The organism is Chryseobacillus diguaensis (assembly GCF_049220665.1).
In the GTDB taxonomy this organism is placed as follows: Bacteria; Bacillota; Bacilli; order Bacillales; family Bacillaceae; genus Metabacillus_B.
Genome location: NZ_JBMKNV010000016.1, coordinates 18291 through 35097, shown reverse-complemented (window position 1 = coordinate 35097; position 16807 = coordinate 18291). Strand labels below are relative to the sequence as shown.

Below are 16807 nucleotides of genomic sequence, written 5' to 3'. Positions count from 1 at the left end.
ATTATAAAGGAGACTGCTGCAAAATATAATAAAACAAGCTTTTGAAGAAAGTTTCAAGTAAAATTCATGCTCAGCACTGGTAAAATGATATAATGGTTTAATTGACATTATACTACTATTTAAAGGAGGTTTTAAAGAATGGCGCAATTACAGTCCACTTTAGCACAAAAAGGAACAGTCAATAAAAAGGTCATCTGGTTTGCTGCAATTTTCCTCCTATTCGCTGCAGCAGGGCTATTCTATGTAAAGTGGTACCCTTATTATTTTAAAAGCTTTTCCGCTGCTGCTACCCATTCTATAGGCAATTCAATCCTTGGAGACCCCTCTAAACCAGCATCCTTTTCATGGGATAGCGCTGTCTCTTATGCTCTTGCTTATTTTAATGCTGTCTGGAAAGCTGCAATCTTAGGTATTTTACTTGGTTCTCTCATTCAGGTGCTTCTGCCGTCTCAATGGCTTATCAAAGTACTTGGAAAGACATCATTCGGAAGCACGGCAGCAGGAGGGCTTGCATCTATTCCCGGAATGATGTGTACATGCTGTGCAGCCCCTATGGCAGTCGGTCTTAGAAAAAAGAAGGTTTCCGTTGGAGCTGCACTGGCCTTTTGGTTAGGAAACCCGGCGATAAATCCAGCTACACTCGTGTTCATGACTTTTGTTTTATCATGGAAATTTACTCTTTTGCGTCTGGTTTTTGGCGTTATTCTGACTTTTGGCGTCAGCTACTTGGCAAATCACTTTATAAAAGATTCTGAGGAAGTTGATCTTGACCAGCTGATGGAAAAAACAGAAATGGAACAAGAAGAGCCGTTTTTCGTAAGGTGGATGAAAAGCATTGGAATGATGCTTCTTTATATTGTTCCTGCATACGTTGTCTCCGTTCTATTGGTTGGAGCAGCCCGTATTTGGCTTTTCCCGCATGTCGGTGAAGCAGCAGCTAACAGTATTTTAGTTGTGATTGAGTTTGCCATTGCAGGCATGCTGTTTGTCATTCCAACTGCAGCTGAAATTCCAATTATTCAATCCTTTCTTGCTTTCGGTCTTGGCACAGGACCAGCTGGAGCGCTGCTATTAACTTTACCATCTATAAGTCTTCCGTCCTTATTAATTGTTGGCAGGTCTTTCCCTGCGAAGGTTCTTATTTTCACAGCAGTTTCTGTAGTGGTACTCGGTATACTTTGCGGTCTTACAGGAATGCTTATCCTTTAAGAAACTATTAAAAACAGCGCCGGAAACCCTATTCTGGCGCTGTTTTTCCTATTCAAATCATTAATAAACATCTTTCCTTGTAAAAAAGAAAAAAGAAACGATGAGTCCAAGTATGGCCCATATGAGCAGGACAATCATCGAAAAGCCGAGTGTCATGCCTTCGATTGGCGGAGCCATACCGCTGATATAATCTGTCAGTCTAAGGTTTACCATAAACAGATACTTGGCAGAGTCCCATGAAGAAACCATGTTGGATAAAATAGCTCCTGCAATTAACGAAGCAAGCATAACGCCCATGACAGAAGCTGTGCTTTTCATCAATGCAGAAAGACTAAATGTTAGCGTGCCGACTATAATAGCTACAAACCAGACCAGTCCGAAATCTATAAAGATATACTGCCACTGGCTCATCATATGAACTCCGCTTGTCATAAGCTCCGATCCTTGAATCGAAAATCCAGTTAGGACAGGCAGGTTCCATCCTCCATATCCCATTGCCATTCCTGAGATGAGAAAGGATAACACCCCTACAGAAAGGACAATAAAGGAGATAGCTAGCAGTAGGGTCAGGTATTTACTCAGCAGAATCTTCCATCTTTTAATCGGTCTTGTTAACAAAAGCTTGATCGTCCCGTTTGTCGACTCAGAGGAAACAATGTCACTTGCGATGACCATGACCATCAGCGGCAAAAGCAAATCAATGGAATTTTCGGCGAACGTTTTCATAAAGGTTGGAGCACCGGGTGCAGTTGGATTAATATTGTGATCCAAATAATACTGCTGCTGATTCATCCGGATGTGCAGAAATTTTTTCCATTCCCCTGAAATGCCACTGGAGCTTAATCTGTTTTGGGTATTAATAATTTCCTGCTGAACTTGAGTGCGCCAATCATCTGTCCCTGCTTGCTTGACTGCTTCCTCGTGCTGCCTGACTTGAGCATAAGTAAACAGCGCAACCAAAACGGCAATGATCGCCATAATAATGAATAGCCTTTTTTTGCGGACAATTTTAATCATTTCGTTATAGATAAGATTAATCAATTGTTTCACCTTCTGTCAGTTCAATGAAAAGGTCTTCTAATGCAGGAATTTTTACCTCAATTCCATTTACCTTCACTCCCTCTTCAACCAGACTCTCATTCCAAAAGGCAATTTGACTCTTTTCATTAATCGTTACAAGTGTACTTTCATTTTCTGAAAGGATATCTGTTTTTTCAGATAGTATTTCTCTCGCTTTATTTATTGGAGAGGCATGCCAAATCACTCTTTCCTTTTCTGTCAGCAGGGCAGAAACAGAATCGATGCGCAGAATATTCCCTTTAGACATGATGGCAACTCTGTCGCACATTAATTGAATTTCGCTTAAAAGATGGGATGAAACGAGGACAGTTAGGCCTTCCTTTTCAGCAAGAAATCGGATAAATCCCCTCATTTCTCTTATCCCCATTGGATCCAGGCCATTTGTTGGTTCATCTAAAATAAGAACTTTTGGACTGCTGAGCAGCGCCTGTGCAATACCAAGCCTTTGTCTCATTCCAAGAGAGAAAGTGCTGACCTTGTCATCAATACGGTGCTCCAGCCTAACAAGATGAACAACTTCATCAATTCTTTCTTTTGTCACACCAGGAATCATTCTGCGGAAATATTCAAGATTTTCTCTTCCGCTTAAATAAGAGTATAGTTCAGGGTTTTCTACAATACAGCCAATATTGCGAATGGCTTTTGTAAAATGCTTTTCCAAATCATATCCGCAGATCGAAATGTGTCCTGCAGAAGGTTTGATTAAGCCTACAAGCATTCTGATCGTCGTCGTTTTTCCTGCTCCATTTGGACCGAGAAAACCGAAAACCTCGCCTTTTTGAAGTTCAAAGCTAAGGCCTTTTATAATTTCCTTTTTTCTGATTGTTTTCTTGAGTCCGCTCACTGAAAGCGTAATATTTTTTGTCATTTTGCCTTGCCTCCCCCGCTGAAAACGATGAGGGATGACAAGCGTTCTCCTATCAGTTTATAGCCCTCGCTGTTTGGATGAAATTTATCACTGTACAAAAAGTCATTCACATTCTGCTCAAATAAATCAAAGGTGGGAACAACAATCGTTTTTTTGTATTTTGAGGCCTCTTCGGCTGTGTAATAGTTCCAATTTATTACGATTTTAGAGGTTTCTTTACTGCTTGAAAGATCACTGAAAGGATTATAAAGCCCAATATAAAAAATGGTTGCTTCAGGATTTATTGATCGAATTTGCTTGAAAATATGATCAAGTCTTTGGAGAAAAGCTGAACGGGTGCTGTTGATAGCAGAGCTTGATAAGTCATTCATGACCTTGCCGCCGTTAAATAAATCATTCCCGCCAATTGTCATGACAACAGCATTAGCATTTTTAATCTGACGCTGGATTTCCTGCTGTTTCAGCTGATTGGCAAGCCCGGTAGATGTCTGTCCCCCAATAGCAAGATTAGTCAGCTGGATTTTTTGCTTAGTTTTACTTTTCAGATTATCCATCAGATAACCGACATACCCTTTGCCGCTTGAATCACCGATTCCTCTTGTCAAAGAATCACCAAGGCCGACTATATGATATTCCTTGTCCTGATCCTGATCAATCGATTTGCTGCCCTCAGCCATTTTAGGAGGAGGCTCAGGCTTTTGGAAAAACTGGCTGTTAATCGTCCAGCCGAGACCGGCAATCCATAAAAGACTTGCTAAAAGCGAAAGGATTGCAATGAATTTTACACTATTCATTTCTATTTTGAACACCTTTCCAATTAAAGTGCAAATATTACTCCTATTGTAACGCTAAACAAGGAAGAAGGCTTACTACAGTGTTTTAGAATGTTTTATGATAAAAAAAGAGCTTAGCACTAAGTGCCAAGCATTTACCACAATCTGCCCTTGAAACGTGGAATCAGTTTGTACGAATCCAGTACCTCTTCACAATATTCCCATTTTCCTCTATGAAATCCGATTCAAAAACTCCGCCATTTTTAAGTATGGTTTTTTCTGAAGCTGTATTATCTCCATCACAAGTAACCAGCGCATCTTGTATTCCCATTTCTCTCGTTTTCTCTAAAGCTAATGAAAGGGTAGCCGTCGCATAGCCTCTTTGCCTTTTTGAGGGGGCAACACCATACCCGATATGCCCTCCTCTTTGAAGAAGATAGTCATTTAACCGATGCCGGATATTAACAGCCGCTACAATTTCAGATTGCTCATTCTTTAAAAGGTAAGTTGAATTAGGAACAAAGGTCTCCTGAACATTTTCTTCCCTTTCCTGATCCCGACAATAAGCCACTTGATCTTGAAATGAACTTGGATCTCTTCCGATAATCCATGGAACAATTTTTTCTCCGCTTATCATCCAATCTTGATAAAATGCCATATATTCTTCTTCTAATTCTATTGAAGGCTTTACAAGTTTCAGCATACGGCTCCTCCTTTTTTTCATTTGGCTCTTTTAAACTTGGGTGTTGATTGCAGCTAGCAGGCACTCAAGCTTTAGCGGGCTAACCTTAGAGCCTCCTCGTCGCTTTGCTCCTGCGGGAGCGGGGTGTCTCCCTTGACACGCTTTTCTAAGCAGGCGTCTCAGCACCGCTCCAATCAACAAGGTGTAAAAATCAGCATTAAGCTTTAACTGAGCCTTTCATTTAATTAACCCCATAAAAAAGTAAAAGTCATTGCTATGTCATTTTTTATGCTTTATCCAGAATACTGATATGAACGGCTATCTTGCAAGTTTTAATCTGTCGCTTGGCAAAAATATGGCGAGCAAACCAGCTGCAAGCGGAAGGACAGAAAGGACCGAAAAAACAGCAGCCACACCTGCCATATCGGAAAGCCCACCCATTAAAACAGAACCGATTCCTCCTGCACCAACTCCAAAACCAATTGCCAAACCTGAAGCAGCAGCTATGTTTCTCGGCAACAGCATTTGCATATATACAACTGTAACCGAAAAGGAAGATAGAACGCTTAGACCAAACAAAAGCAGATCCATCACCGATAGCACACCGGTTAAATGCGGAAAAAGCAAAGCAAATGGGGTGGCTGAAAACAGCGAAACAACAAGCAATCGCTTAAAACCAATCTTATCAGACCAAATTCCCCCAATAAATGTTCCTAAAGCACCGGCTCCTACAAAAACAAAGTTAAGAAGTTCTGACTGTTCGATGGATAGTCCTTTTAAGTAAAAAGGCAAAAAAACAACAACGCCGATTTGGCACCAGGAACGCAAAATAATAATGAGAACGAGAATAATAACACCAGGAATATTATTTTTGCCAGGTATCTCTTTTTTCTTTTGGCTGTTCTCTTTTACCTTTTCCCCCATCCACCCCAATATTTGAGCAGTTACTGGAATGGAAAGAATCGCTAGCGGTATAAGCCACAATAGCCCGTGAATTCCAGTATGAATGAGAAATAACGGGATCATCAAAGGACCAAATGCCTGTCCTGCATTTCCTCCGACTTGAAAAATGGCTTGTGAGAGACCTTTTTGAGACCCTGCAGCAAGATGGGTGCCTCTAGATGCTTCAGGATGAAAAGCTCCAGAACCTAGCCCAGATAAAGCAATAAAAAACAGCAGCCAGCCAAAAGACGGTGCTGCCCCTGTAAGGGATAAACCCATAATGGAAAGAAAGACCCCTCCTGTAAAAAGCCATACCCTCGGTTTCTTATCAGCCATTGCACCGAATAGCGGCTGAGAAACGGAGGATGTCAGGTAAGAAATCAGAACGATTAACGATGCCTGGGTATAGTTAAGGACGAGATCCTGCTTGTAGAGGACGACAAGTGCAGGCACCATACCAGTCGTTACTAAATCATTTAAAAAATGGGCGCCGCTAAAGGTGAATACCGCTCTTTTATAAAAAGGGATTTTTATCGCAGCAGCTTTGGAATGGCTTTCATTACTTTTTATCATTTTGTTCAACTCCGTATCTAGTATCACATTCTCCTTCCTTAGTTTACCTTTTCATTTTAATGAGCACTAGTGAATTGCTTCAGGATTGCTGTTCTCCTCAGGAGCTGCCTTTTCGAATAAGAAACATTAAGAGCCGAATGATTAAAAAAGAGCCAGTAATGGAAGATAAGGTATAACGCCAGTTCCATGCTTTTTTGTATTTCACCAGCCTTGTTTTCTTTTCAAGCCAATATTCTAATGCTGTTATTCGAATACTAAAGTAAAATACTTGTTTTAAAGCTTCAATCAGACGTGAATTATTGGTAAACTGATTGTAAAACACGCACATTAGCGGAAACAGCAAATAGTCAAAAAGGACACTTGTATTAAATGATTAGGTTTAGGAGCCGAGCCGGACAGGATATTTTACGTATCCCTTTTTCACTGCTGCGTTATCTGCAAGAGAAGCGAAATAACTTTTCATAAAAAAAACGAGCAGCCAATCCTTAAGCGGTTGTCTTTTAAGTACAAACAATAAAGAGGCCAACCCAAAAAGGTAAAGAAATTTTAAGGTGTTTTTTTCGAATTTGTTCTTCATTTGCTTCTTCCCTCCCTAAAGTATGTCATTAGATTGACCATTTCCAGAGGAACTTACGCTTTACAAAGCGGATTCGTTTTTCTTTTTCATTATTTTATTTATGATGGGAGAAGCACTTGCAAGAAAGAAGGTATTGATATGAATCTTAGTATATTGGATCAATCTCCAATTCTTTCCGGTATGACGGCACGGGATGCTTTGCGCGCTTCCGTGGAGCTTGCAAAAGCTGGAGAAACATTAGGATATACCCGTTACTGGATTGCAGAGCATCATAATCTTTCAGGGTTAGCGTGTCCTTCACCGGAAGTGATGCTTGGAATTCTTGGAGAAAACACTACTTCTATTCGCATTGGGTCAGGCGCTGTGCTCCTTCCCAATTATCGTCCTTATAAAGTAGCAGAATCGTTCAATCTGCTTTCAACCCTTTTTCCAGGAAGAGTGGATCTTGGAATTGGCAGAGCGCCAGGCGGATCTGCAGAGGCATCCATTGCTTTATCAGGCAATTTTTTAAAAAATGTGGCAGAAATGCCTGACAGATTAAAAGAGCTCTTAAGCTTTTTATATAATAACTTTCCAGAGTCCGACCTTAACTCAAAAATTTCTGCTTCCCCATTGCCGTCTGTTCCTCCAAAGCCCTGGCTGCTTGGAACAAGCGAAAAAAGTGCTCTTTTAGCAGGAAAAAACGGAACAGCTTATGCATTTGGACATTTTATGAGCGATAAAGACGGCGCCGCTATCGTAAAAAGCTACAAAGATACGTTTATTCCAAATGAGCAGCTTCAAAAATCGGAAGCAATCGTGACGGTTTCTGCAATATGTGCAGAAACGTCCGAACAAGCAGAGGATTTAGCCAAGAGCTTTCTTGTTTGGCAAATACAGCAGCTAAATGGCTTAAGCAAATGTTTGCCTGCATTAGGTGAAGCAAAGAAGTATTTCCTGTCTGCAGATGAAAAACAAATTTATGAAAAGATGAAGAAGAAAATCATTATTGGAAATCCAGCACAAGTAAAGCAGCAGCTTCTGGAAATTCAAACCAGCTATAATGTAGATGAGATCATGATTGTCAGCATCACTCCAAGCTACGAAAAACGGATCCGCTCCTATTCCTTAATTGCTGAAGAATGTTTGTAACTTCTTTTAAATAGGCTCTTTTCTTAAGGCTCTTTTCTTAAACTTTGATGCTCATGACCCTATATTTAGTCCTCGAAACCATTGGTATGGCAAAAACTTTAAGAAAAGATGACCCGATGCTAGTCTAAATGCGTGATAAAAGCATGTATGAAAAACAACAATCTCTTCGAAAACAGCCTCAAAGCTCTATTAAACTTGGCTGTTGATTTCCGCTTCAGGCGTTCGCTTTCCGAGGGCGTTTAGGTAAGCCTACTCGGTGCTTAGAACCTGCTTAGATCTTACCTACCCGCTATCCCGCAGGATTCTCACGCCTTCCGCTGCAATAAACAGGTGTTAAAAAATCAATATCATGCCTGCCTTAACACAGCCAAATACAAAAAAACAGACAGATAAGATACTTATCAGTCTGCTTTTTTCTCATATTTATTATTCAGTCAATCCCAAATCAAAATCACCAATTGAGTTTTCTTCATATAAGTTTGTAACCGAGGTAGAATAGTGATAAATGGTCCCCTTGAATGATAGATCCAGTTCAGGAACCTTCACCGTAAAAGAATTTTGATAAAGCAGAGTTGTCACATCATGATATTCTTTCCCGCTATTTACTTTAAAGTGAAATCTAACTTTTTTCTTTCCATCAATACTTAACTCTTCAAAGTCAAATACTTTAAAGGAGATGTCATTTAAAATAACTTCGTTGACCACGATGACTTATCCCTTCCTTCCAGACGGCTTTGCTTCATATATATTAACCTCTAGTATCTCTTTTATTAAAAAGGTAACCCTTGCTCGATGCAGCATTTATTTTTTTGTCAGTTTGAATTGCCGGGACGTTATCTGATTTCAGCTGCGAAGTCAGCTCCATGAACCATTCTTCATCCCCTGCAGCAAGGGCGACATCAATAAGCTGTAAAAGCTGTTCTTTATGAATAGCCTTAGTAATCGCAGTTTTTTCAACCCATTTGTTTAAAAGTCCAATCGTTCTTCCAACCAGATGGGAATTATCACATTGTACAACTTTTACTTTTATCACGCCATTGGTTGGTTCAATCGCTTCGATATAGCCATGAATTAATTCTCCGCTTTTCAATTTGCCTCTGATCCAATCTCCAATTAGCAAAGTAAGTTTGTCAAAGCTGGACATGATCTGCTTCCCCTCTCTCAATAAGTTAATAGTTAATCTGTAATTTAATATTGTACAGTTAGTGTAAAATTTTAAACCTTGCTTGGACTTTCTTTTACTTTTTGAAGAAGAGAGCTTATTGTAACATTGCTCAAATATTTTTCCAAATGTATCTCTGCTTCATCAAATACAGTGTCCATTACAATCTGAATATTAGATGATACCGGGCAAGCTTCGGCAGGATCTCCTGTAGACCAGCTTGGTTTTATTGTTCCGCAGGAAACGCTTCGATAAATCTGTGCTAAGGTTATTTCATCGGGATGAGCTTGAAGGAAGTATCCTCCTCCTATACCCTCTTTCGTGCGGACAAATCCTTTTTTGCGCAAGCTGCTCATAATTTTTCTAATTCTAGCAGGATTGGTAGAGACATTTTTTGCAATAGATTCACTGCTTGCCATGTGATCCGGTAAATAAAATAAATAAACTAAACTGTGGACGGCAATGGTAAATTCACTATTCATTGCAAGTTACTCCTTCCAAAGGCTTACTGTAATACTAGTGAATACAGTTTAGAAAATCAACTTTGCCGAACCAAATTAATGCTGGTCCCCGCCTTTTGATGGATTCGTGATAACAAATCCTTCTTCTGGAACGTAATAATATTGGATCCAAACACCATCTAAAAATTCCTGGTTTTTATCAAGCAATACTTTAATTCCTTTATCTGTTTCTACAATTTCATCGTTTTCTGATGGTGTATCCAGGCCGATTTCATAGTGAGCATGATCACCGTGCATATGAGTTACAGAAACACGCACGAATTTATTTTCGCCTTCTTCACTGCTTAACATTTTATTTAAAACCTTTGTTGCGTTTCGGTTAATTTTCGCGTTCATAGTAAAAATCTCCTTAAGGGTTAGATGTAATAAAACCTACTATACCAAGAAAAGTCTTCCTATCAAAATAAAAAGTCTTTTCGATGAAAATTTTTCACAATTTTCCAAACTTTATTCAGAATTCCTGTATTATAATTTTATCAGGAGGAGTGCAAATGACAATTGCGATTATGTTAGTGGTTCTGGTAGGAGTTCTGTCCTTAATTTTTACCATTTTAATCGGCGGAAAAGGGGAAAAAGAATATACATCTTCCACAAAGAAAAATCTGACAAACCTTACATTCATCTATGTGCTGTTAGCATTTATTCTGATCGGCGGTCTTGGCCTTTATTTATATTTTAAATGACCAGGAAAAAACAGGATAGAATAGCCTCCTTAATGTATGAAATGCTCTTTTTTGATCAAACTGAGTAAAAAAGGAGGTTTATAATGAAACATTTAACTGTTCTCATTATCAAGTTTATTGCCGCTATGATTGCATTTGCTGTAGGGCTTGATTTATTTTTTGATGCTACCATTGTAGATATTCTCTCGTTCAGCTTTATTCTGACAGTGTTCTCTTATATTCTAGGTGACCTGATCGTATTACCAGCTCTTGGAAATGTTCCAGCTGCTGTAGTAGATTTTGTCCTAACCTATATGAGTGTCTGGATTTTTGGAAGTGTCCTATTGAATGGATACATTCAAATTGCCTGGGGCAGTGTCATCTCAGCTATCATTATTACGGCAGTCGAGGTACCTCTCCATAGATACTTGCTTTCCAATGTCATTAAACGAAATGTAAGAGATAGAAATTCTGGATATGGTTTTAACCGGAAACTGGCATATGGAACTGAATTTTCAGAAGAGAATGCTATTCCTAAAAAACCAAAAAAGGAAGACAGTGATCATTAAATCACTGTCTTCCTTTTTGGGCCGGATTGAAAAAAAGTTAATGAAAAGGACATTGCAGTGAAAAAATCTTAGACCGTTAAACATATAAAAATGTATTTTATTCATTTTTATTTTGACAAAAGGAGCTTCCCTTTTATCATTTCTTTGTCCATTCGCGCACATTGGACAAGGAATTCTAAGAGAAACAAACATTTTGTAGAACGTTTATATGTTTCAATTACAGTTAATGACGGTATTAAAATAATAAAGAAAGGGTTTTCCTATCAGCTGGAGGTTTTACAAATCCACTTATTAAAAAGGAGTGATAAAAATGGTTATTCGTGCAGGAAGCTGGAGAATGTTGACTGTTAAAGAAAAACTGTTCATCCTAAAAGCTGTTAGCCATAAGATGAAGTTCGCTCATGAATAATATCCTGTTTCAATTAAACAATCTTAATTCAGAACCTTCCATCTCAAAATGTTCCCGCACTCAAACGGTCAGTTTCAACTATAGAAAAAGCAGCATGGCCATTAATGGGGATACTGCCCTTTTCCATTTAATATTTAAATACTTTTACATGGCTTTCAGGTGACCGGAACTCTTTTCTGAAGGCTCAGCTGTCGGCTTGCATGAAAGGAATTTGGCTCTTAGTTTCAAACTGGCAGGTATTCCCCATTCTTGTTAAATCTGCTGATCAATCTAAGGATTATAATGCTGTAAGGAGTCACCAAAACCTTCACTTTCAAAACTAGTCCATACCACATATTGAAGCATTTCAGAGGATTGCTCTATTTCTCCCTCCTCATTTTCCTCTCCTATTTATTTTACAGTAATTTATTCAATGAATGAACAATCATTCATTTTATTTTCAACATAAAAAAACTGGCAGAATAAAGACGAAACGTCTTATCTGACAGTTTTTCAAAATCAGCTCATTACAGGCATCATTTTTTCAGCTTTTAATTCTTCAAGCTTGCGGTTAACATCCTCTTCAGTCAATCCATGTTCTTTCACATAAAGATTCATAGGATGAACTAAACATTCTTGAGAACAGCTGCGATAATGCTTTTCTTCATTTTCGACAGAGGCCAAAATTTGCTTGTTGCAAACAGGGTTTGCACAATTTGTATATCTTTCACATGGATCGCCGGTAAAATAATCTTTACCAACAATGACATGTTCTTTATGGTTAACTGGAACACTGATTCGCTCATCAAATACATAGCATTGTCCGTTCCAAAGTTCTCCCTGTACTTCAGGGTCTTTACCATAGGTAACAATTCCGCCATGAAGCTGGGCAACATCTTCAAAGCCTTCTTTAAGCAAGAAGCCGGAGAATTTTTCACAGCGGATTCCGCCAGTGCAGTATGTCAAAATCTTCTTGCCTTGAAGCATTTCTTTATTTTCACGGATCCAGTCAGGAAGCTCACGGAAAGCTTGTATATCAGGCTTAATGGCTCCTCTGAAATGGCCAAGGTCATATTCATAATCATTGCGGGCATCAAGAATAACGGTGTCTTCTTGCTGCATAGCTTCAAAAAATTCTTTAGGGCTGTAATACTTTCCTGTAATTTCTTTAGGATTCACATCATCTTCAAGCCGAAGTGTGACTAATTCATTACGAGGACGAACATGCATCTTTTTGAAAGCGTGCTGATCTGCTTCATCAATTTTAAAAATCATATCAGCAAATCGAGGATCATTTTTCATTTCAGTCATATAGGCTTCGGTCTGTTCAATTGTTCCCGAAACAGTCCCATTGATCCCTTCCTTTGCCACAAGAATACGGCCTTTGAGTTCCAGCTCTTTGCAGAACTTCAAATGCTTTTTGGCAAATTCCTCTGGATCTTCAATTGTTACATAGTTGTAGTAAAGCAATACTCTGTAAGGATTAATTGACATTTCTTTATCACCTGTCTATTTATATTTGCAAGATATAAATGATCAAGCTCAGTTTATCTTAGCAACAAATTATATTACATGAAAATGAATTGTTTTTCAAGAGGAAATTTCTTCTGCTAATAAATCCGTTATCAAAAAAATTATTGTGGCTATTTTTAGCGCACTTGCTGTTTCAAAAGTCTATCACGCTGCACCATTTCTGATCCGTTACGACATGATGGGTTTTTTTGTCTACGGTTTTTTCACTTAGGACAAGAATTCTGACGGGTTTAAACCCAGCTCCCGGCAAATATCTGATACAGTCTGCTGCTCTGATGGATCAAAATTGCCATCCGCGAATCCTATGGCAATGCTATACCGCACAACAAGTCTGCCAATTTCCGGCTTAGTCCGGATTCTTCCAAGAGCTTTAAGTGCCTCCGCTCTTCCAATCATCCAATCTCTTTCAATGGAAGATACAAAATAATTAAATCGGTCAATGACCTTTTGAGTGTCAAAAACTCTTAGCTCCTGGCTTGAGTGTATAAATTCATGCACTTTCTGCCGTTCAGACTGAGATATGTTTCCGTCTGCCATGCTGACTAAAGCACAGCCTGAAACGACTGCATCCAGCACATCCTGGTTTTTAAATCGGAGAAAAAGATCCTGAGCATTTCTTTTTTGCTCATTTGCCCAGGCAGCAACATCCTTCTGCTCAGGCGAAAATTTATGAAAGCATTGTCCGCATTTAAACTGAACCTTATTTCCTCCAACGAATCCTCCGAGCAAGCCAACTGGTCCAAGAAGCAGCCCCCCTACAGCCGCTTTTCCAATACCAAATCCTTTTTTCCCGGCATTAAGATTTGTTGAATGGCATCGAGGACACGAAACCTGGCCTTGACGGCCTCCAGTATACTGATTCTGGTTCATGGGATTTGATGAACCTCCGTAAGGAGCATTTTGAGGCGTCTGGTAAGTCATTGAATTTGGCTGGGCATAAGATGGCTGAAAAGGATTAGGCTGCTGCTGGTATGTATTCATTCCTCCTTGCTGAGGATACCCTTGATTGTGCTGCTGTTGATACCCTGTTCCTGGCGGCTGGTTGCCGTAGCTTGGTTGATTCGGCTGAAAAGTGTGATTGAAGCCTGTTCCCTGCTGCGGATGAACAGTTGCAGGATCATCTTCAACATTCACACCGAAGTTTCTGCAAAGGGCTGCAAGTCCTCCTTGGAATCCGCTTCCGACTGCGTTGAATTTCCACTCGCCATTATGGCGATACAGCTCAGCTGCAACGATGGCTGTTTCTACGAAAAATTCCTGACCTAAATCGTATCGCAGCAATTCTTCTCCTGAGTCTTCTTTAAAAACACGTACATAAGCATTGGATACCTGTCCAAAATTTTGCCCTTTAACTTGAGCATCATGAATCGTAATCGTAAAAGCTATTTTTTGAAAAGACTGCGGCACACGGCTCAAGTCTACTTTAATCAATTCATCATCAAGCGATCCTGTACCTGTACGATTATCCCCGACGTACAATACAGAGCCGCCTGCCCCACTCGGATTATTATAAAAAACAAAGTCATTATCAGAAGGGACTTTACCGTTTTCTCCGAGAAGAAAAACAGAAGCATCTAAATCGTAATTCGTCCCGCCCATTCTGTTAACGTCCCATCCTAACCCAACAGAAATGTTTGATAGCCCGGGATGCGTTTTTGTTAAATCAACTTTCTGGCCTTTTCGCAGCGTAACTCCCACTAAAATCTCCCCTTAATTGTTTCTAGGAATATAGTCTTTTATCCATTCTATCATTAGATATTTCCGAACCCAAGAATAAACAAAGCATATATGGAAATATGTCATGCTTTTTCCAATTCTGATGATTTAATCATAATAGAGACTGGTTACACTGAAAGCAGATCGTTTGGATCGCCTTTCACAATCCGTTATTCTTTTTAGAAGCATTTTTCACAATGATTGCTGCTTGTTTAAAAGGGTTTTGAAAAAGCATAAAGATTAGATTCGGGGCATCTTTCTTAAAAATTTCAGCCTAACTGACAGGTAAATTCAATATAAAAGGCTGTTTTCACAGAGATTGTTGCTATTCGTAAAAGTTCTAACCACGCATTTTGCCTTGCTTCGGGGCATCTTTTCTTAAGGATTTTGCCAAATCAAGGGTCGTTTAAAAGAAATTTGGAGTGAGGAGCAACAAAGTTTAAGAAAAGAGCCATATAAAAGATGGAAAAGCAACAAAGTTTAAGAAAAAAGTGGAATTGACTGGCTATTTTCGTCATGTGTGCGGATACGGATGAAGAGGCTGAAAAACTCGCCATTTCCCAGGATTTGCAGCTTCTTCGGATAGAAAAAGGGCTGGACAGCAAATTCCTCCTTATGATGAAGCAGCATCCTATGCTTATACTGATTCTTATAGAGAAAAAATCAGGAAAAACAGGAATCGTATGATTATTGGTTCTAAAGAAAACGTGAGTTGAAAGGCTTTTAAGGCTTGAGGTATTATACCAAATTGAAGAATTTATGATTCTCAAAAACGGACATCGTTTTGAAGATCGAAAGAGATCTTATGAACTTTTGGCAGAATTCTACATACAAATTGGATAGATCTCTGCCTTAACGAAAGAAGAGAATCCCAATGTAAAGGGACTCCCTGAAAACATAAGGACTTAGCAAAGTTCAGTTTATTAACCAAAAGTATTTAGAATGAGAGCATGGCACCTCTTTCATCAAATACTGCGGTTGGATTCCAGGCCACTTCCCATAAATTGTTTTCAGGATCGGAGAAGTAAGCTGTCCTGCCTCCCCAAAAAGCATCACCAGGTTCTTTTAAGACCCTGCCATTTACCTTCTTAATCGTTTCTATTACCGAGTCTACTTCATCGGGAGTTTTCACATTAATAGCCATGGTAAATCCTTTATAAGTACCGGGTGCTGCCTTGAAGCTTACTCCTGCATCTTTTTCCAGCTCTTCTATTGGAAAAATGGAAAGCAGCACACCTGCTGTTTTGAAGACTGCATATGAATCAGAACTAATGTCTGTTTCTTCCCACTCTAAGCTTTGATAAAAGGCTCTTAATTCTGGCACACTTGAAGCTCCAATTGTTAATAACGTTATTCGCTGCGGAATCATGCTCTTACCTCCAAAAAAATACTTAGCTGCTTTACCTATTCTTCAAAAACAGCCATTCCCCTCAAAGGAGATTCGTATATGAAAAACCCTAAGAAATTTACATTTATGCAGAAAAGGGCAATTTCCTTTAATCGGTTCAGAGTGGTCATATCTTCTTTTCTTAATAAAGGATGATTTTTGACAGCATTCCTTCACTCCCCCTAAAATTTCAGACAGTGAAAGTTTCCCTTTGTTTGGCTATATAAAACGTTTACTTTTTTGAGTTTGAATCCTGCTATATAACATACTAATTAAAAAACCTTGCTATTTTTTAATCAGTATGTTATATTTCTAAAGCGATGAGCTGAGTTGTATAAGCCGATAAACACTTCCTTTATGGAAACAAACGAATGTGGCGTTTGGTTTTTCGCCTCAACACGCGAAAGACGCCTGGATATCCAGGCGTCTTTTCTAATACCTTCTTATCCCAGTTGGTCTAAGCTTTTTTTGTCATTAATATTCAAAAAAGCAGATTCATCGAATGTTTTTTCCTCTAAATAAAAAGTTTTTACCTCATTCAATAAGTCACGCATACTTCTTTTATCTTCTTTTAATAATTTTTCTATTACAGGTTTCACAGAACGGCTGTATGCCGCTATTAAAGGCTGAAGCTTTTCATCTGATACAGGCACAATCGCCTGCATCTCTTTTTCAATCGAATCTTTCAGTGTCCCGATCATTTGTTCCTTTAGCAGCGGAGTATCACACGGAACAACTAAGTACCAATCTGCAAGATTACTTTTCATTGCTGAAAGAATCCCTGCCAGAGGTCCTTGCCCTTTGTACTCTTCCAAATCCAGAATCACGTTTGCCTGATATTTGTCTTTAATGCTCTCAATGAAGTCAGGGTGACTGACAATCGTGATGAAATCTGTGTGACAGCTGAGTGCTTCGATTGAGTGATCTAGAAAAGAGGCACCATTATACAACGCCAATGCTTTATGTTCACCAAATCGCCTTGATTGTCCACCGGCAAGCACGATGCCTGCTACTTTCATTTCTTATCCAACTTT

At 39.1% G+C, this 16807-nt stretch carries 19 protein-coding genes and 1 pseudogene; 5 read left to right on the top strand and 15 right to left on the bottom strand.

All coding sequences use genetic code 11. The annotated features are described in order from the left end of the window. Positions 1-138: 138 nt before the first annotated feature. Positions 139-1209, top strand: a complete 1071-nt coding sequence (locus ACOT8F_RS18510; RefSeq protein WP_421653422.1) for a permease — start codon at positions 139-141, stop codon at positions 1207-1209. A 60-nt stretch (positions 1210-1269) separates the two neighbouring features. Here ACOT8F_RS18510 and ACOT8F_RS18505 read toward each other — a convergent pair whose 3' ends face one another. The 7 genes and pseudogenes from ACOT8F_RS18505 to ACOT8F_RS18475 all read right to left on the bottom strand — a co-directional run bounded on the left by ACOT8F_RS18505 (position 1270) and on the right by ACOT8F_RS18475 (position 6704). Beyond that, positions 1270-2250: a DUF2705 family protein gene (locus ACOT8F_RS18505; protein WP_421653421.1), complete on the bottom strand. Its 981-nt coding sequence runs from the start codon at positions 2248-2250 to the stop codon at positions 1270-1272. After that, complete coding sequence (locus ACOT8F_RS18500) at positions 2243-3157, bottom strand: ABC transporter ATP-binding protein (protein ID WP_421653420.1); 915 nt, start codon at positions 3155-3157, stop codon at positions 2243-2245. The genes ACOT8F_RS18505 and ACOT8F_RS18500 overlap by 8 nt, the downstream gene beginning before the upstream one ends. Beyond that, positions 3154-3957 (bottom strand): SGNH/GDSL hydrolase family protein, encoded by an 804-nt coding sequence (locus ACOT8F_RS18495; protein ID WP_421653456.1) that lies wholly within the window; start codon positions 3955-3957, stop codon positions 3154-3156. The genes ACOT8F_RS18500 and ACOT8F_RS18495 overlap by 4 nt, the downstream gene beginning before the upstream one ends. A gap of 157 nt (positions 3958-4114) precedes the next feature. After that, the gene (locus ACOT8F_RS18490) at positions 4115-4633 is read right to left on the bottom strand and encodes a GNAT family N-acetyltransferase (RefSeq protein WP_421653419.1); all 519 of its coding nucleotides are present in this window, start codon (positions 4631-4633) and stop codon (positions 4115-4117) included. Between the two features lie 297 nt (positions 4634-4930). Further along, positions 4931-6127: an MFS transporter gene (locus tag ACOT8F_RS18485; protein ID WP_421653418.1), complete on the bottom strand. Its 1197-nt coding sequence runs from the start codon at positions 6125-6127 to the stop codon at positions 4931-4933. 97 nt (positions 6128-6224) lie between these two features. Next, positions 6225-6485: pseudogene (locus ACOT8F_RS18480) on the bottom strand (CBO0543 family protein); the annotation flags it as partial. 21 nt (positions 6486-6506) lie between these two features. Next, on the bottom strand, positions 6507-6704 hold the full coding sequence (locus ACOT8F_RS18475) for a hypothetical protein (RefSeq protein ID WP_421653417.1): 198 nt from the start codon (positions 6702-6704) through the stop codon (positions 6507-6509). Positions 6705-6842: 138 nt separating this feature from the next. Here ACOT8F_RS18475 and ACOT8F_RS18470 point away from each other — a divergent pair, with 138 nt between their 5' ends. After that, entirely contained in the window at positions 6843-7835 is a 993-nt protein-coding gene (locus tag ACOT8F_RS18470) for an LLM class flavin-dependent oxidoreductase (RefSeq protein WP_421653416.1), read from the top strand. A gap of 426 nt (positions 7836-8261) precedes the next feature. Here the strand turns inward: ACOT8F_RS18470 and ACOT8F_RS18465 are convergent, their stop codons facing one another. From ACOT8F_RS18465 to ACOT8F_RS18450, 4 genes are all read right to left on the bottom strand, one after another. Next, positions 8262-8540, bottom strand: coding sequence for a DUF3219 family protein (locus tag ACOT8F_RS18465; protein WP_421653415.1), 279 nt, complete (start codon positions 8538-8540; stop codon positions 8262-8264). A gap of 43 nt (positions 8541-8583) precedes the next feature. Further along, entirely contained in the window at positions 8584-8979 is a 396-nt protein-coding gene (locus ACOT8F_RS18460) for an IDEAL domain-containing protein (RefSeq protein WP_421653414.1), read from the bottom strand. A 71-nt stretch (positions 8980-9050) separates the two neighbouring features. Continuing rightward, on the bottom strand, positions 9051-9479 hold the full coding sequence (locus ACOT8F_RS18455) for an RrF2 family transcriptional regulator (protein WP_421653413.1): 429 nt from the start codon (positions 9477-9479) through the stop codon (positions 9051-9053). Between the two features lie 75 nt (positions 9480-9554). Beyond that, positions 9555-9854: an iron-sulfur cluster assembly accessory protein gene (locus tag ACOT8F_RS18450; protein ID WP_421653412.1), complete on the bottom strand. Its 300-nt coding sequence runs from the start codon at positions 9852-9854 to the stop codon at positions 9555-9557. A 155-nt stretch (positions 9855-10009) separates the two neighbouring features. On the opposite strand from ACOT8F_RS18450, the gene ACOT8F_RS18445 reads away from it, so the two are divergent. Together ACOT8F_RS18445 and ACOT8F_RS18440 are read left to right on the top strand one after the other, a co-directional pair. After that, positions 10010-10201, top strand: a complete 192-nt coding sequence (locus tag ACOT8F_RS18445; RefSeq protein ID WP_421653411.1) for a hypothetical protein — start codon at positions 10010-10012, stop codon at positions 10199-10201. A gap of 83 nt (positions 10202-10284) precedes the next feature. Further along, positions 10285-10749, top strand: coding sequence for a YndM family protein (locus ACOT8F_RS18440; RefSeq protein WP_421653410.1), 465 nt, complete (start codon positions 10285-10287; stop codon positions 10747-10749). A 907-nt stretch (positions 10750-11656) separates the two neighbouring features. On the opposite strand, the gene trhO is transcribed toward ACOT8F_RS18440, so the two are convergent. After that, positions 11657-12631: an oxygen-dependent tRNA uridine(34) hydroxylase TrhO gene (trhO, locus tag ACOT8F_RS18435; protein ID WP_421653409.1), complete on the bottom strand. Its 975-nt coding sequence runs from the start codon at positions 12629-12631 to the stop codon at positions 11657-11659. 246 nt (positions 12632-12877) lie between these two features. Beyond that, positions 12878-14368 carry a TerD family protein gene (locus ACOT8F_RS18430; RefSeq protein ID WP_421653408.1) on the bottom strand — a complete coding sequence of 497 codons (1491 nt, stop codon included), beginning with the start codon at positions 14366-14368 and terminating at the stop codon, positions 12878-12880. Between the two features lie 534 nt (positions 14369-14902). Here ACOT8F_RS18430 and ACOT8F_RS18425 point away from each other — a divergent pair. After that, the gene (locus tag ACOT8F_RS18425; RefSeq protein WP_421653407.1) at positions 14903-15073 is read left to right on the top strand and encodes a hypothetical protein; all 171 of its coding nucleotides are present in this window, start codon (positions 14903-14905) and stop codon (positions 15071-15073) included. A gap of 250 nt (positions 15074-15323) precedes the next feature. On the opposite strand, the gene ACOT8F_RS18420 is transcribed toward ACOT8F_RS18425, so the two are convergent. Beyond that, on the bottom strand, positions 15324-15755 hold the full coding sequence (locus ACOT8F_RS18420; protein WP_421653406.1) for a VOC family protein: 432 nt from the start codon (positions 15753-15755) through the stop codon (positions 15324-15326). A 461-nt stretch (positions 15756-16216) separates the two neighbouring features. Continuing rightward, positions 16217-16792, bottom strand: a complete 576-nt coding sequence (locus ACOT8F_RS18415) for a molybdenum cofactor guanylyltransferase (protein WP_421653405.1) — start codon at positions 16790-16792, stop codon at positions 16217-16219. Positions 16793-16807 lie beyond the last annotated feature (15 nt).

Bases quoted from the DNA above. Each gene is read 5' to 3' on its own strand.
- ACOT8F_RS18440 (WP_421653410.1), top strand. From the start codon at position 10,285: ATGAAACATTTAACTGTTCTCATTATCAAGTTTATTGCCGCTATGATT.
- ACOT8F_RS18490 (WP_421653419.1), bottom strand. From the start codon at position 4,633: ATGCTGAAACTTGTAAAGCCTTCAATAGAATTAGAAGAAGAATATATG.
- ACOT8F_RS18510 (WP_421653422.1), top strand. From the start codon at position 139: ATGGCGCAATTACAGTCCACTTTAGCACAAAAAGGAACAGTCAATAAA.
- ACOT8F_RS18445 (WP_421653411.1), top strand. From the start codon at position 10,010: ATGACAATTGCGATTATGTTAGTGGTTCTGGTAGGAGTTCTGTCCTTA.
- ACOT8F_RS18470 (WP_421653416.1), top strand. From the start codon at position 6,843: ATGAATCTTAGTATATTGGATCAATCTCCAATTCTTTCCGGTATGACG.
- ACOT8F_RS18485 (WP_421653418.1), bottom strand. From the start codon at position 6,127: ATGATAAAAAGTAATGAAAGCCATTCCAAAGCTGCTGCGATAAAAATC.
- ACOT8F_RS18450 (WP_421653412.1), bottom strand. From the start codon at position 9,854: ATGAACGCGAAAATTAACCGAAACGCAACAAAGGTTTTAAATAAAATG.
- ACOT8F_RS18420 (WP_421653406.1), bottom strand. From the start codon at position 15,755: ATGATTCCGCAGCGAATAACGTTATTAACAATTGGAGCTTCAAGTGTG.
- ACOT8F_RS18475 (WP_421653417.1), bottom strand. From the start codon at position 6,704: ATGAAGAACAAATTCGAAAAAAACACCTTAAAATTTCTTTACCTTTTT.
- trhO (WP_421653409.1), bottom strand. From the start codon at position 12,631: ATGTCAATTAATCCTTACAGAGTATTGCTTTACTACAACTATGTAACA.
- ACOT8F_RS18460 (WP_421653414.1), bottom strand. From the start codon at position 8,979: ATGTCCAGCTTTGACAAACTTACTTTGCTAATTGGAGATTGGATCAGA.
- ACOT8F_RS18455 (WP_421653413.1), bottom strand. From the start codon at position 9,479: ATGAATAGTGAATTTACCATTGCCGTCCACAGTTTAGTTTATTTATTT.
- ACOT8F_RS18500 (WP_421653420.1), bottom strand. From the start codon at position 3,157: ATGACAAAAAATATTACGCTTTCAGTGAGCGGACTCAAGAAAACAATC.
- ACOT8F_RS18425 (WP_421653407.1), top strand. From the start codon at position 14,903: ATGTGTGCGGATACGGATGAAGAGGCTGAAAAACTCGCCATTTCCCAG.
- ACOT8F_RS18415 (WP_421653405.1), bottom strand. From the start codon at position 16,792: ATGAAAGTAGCAGGCATCGTGCTTGCCGGTGGACAATCAAGGCGATTT.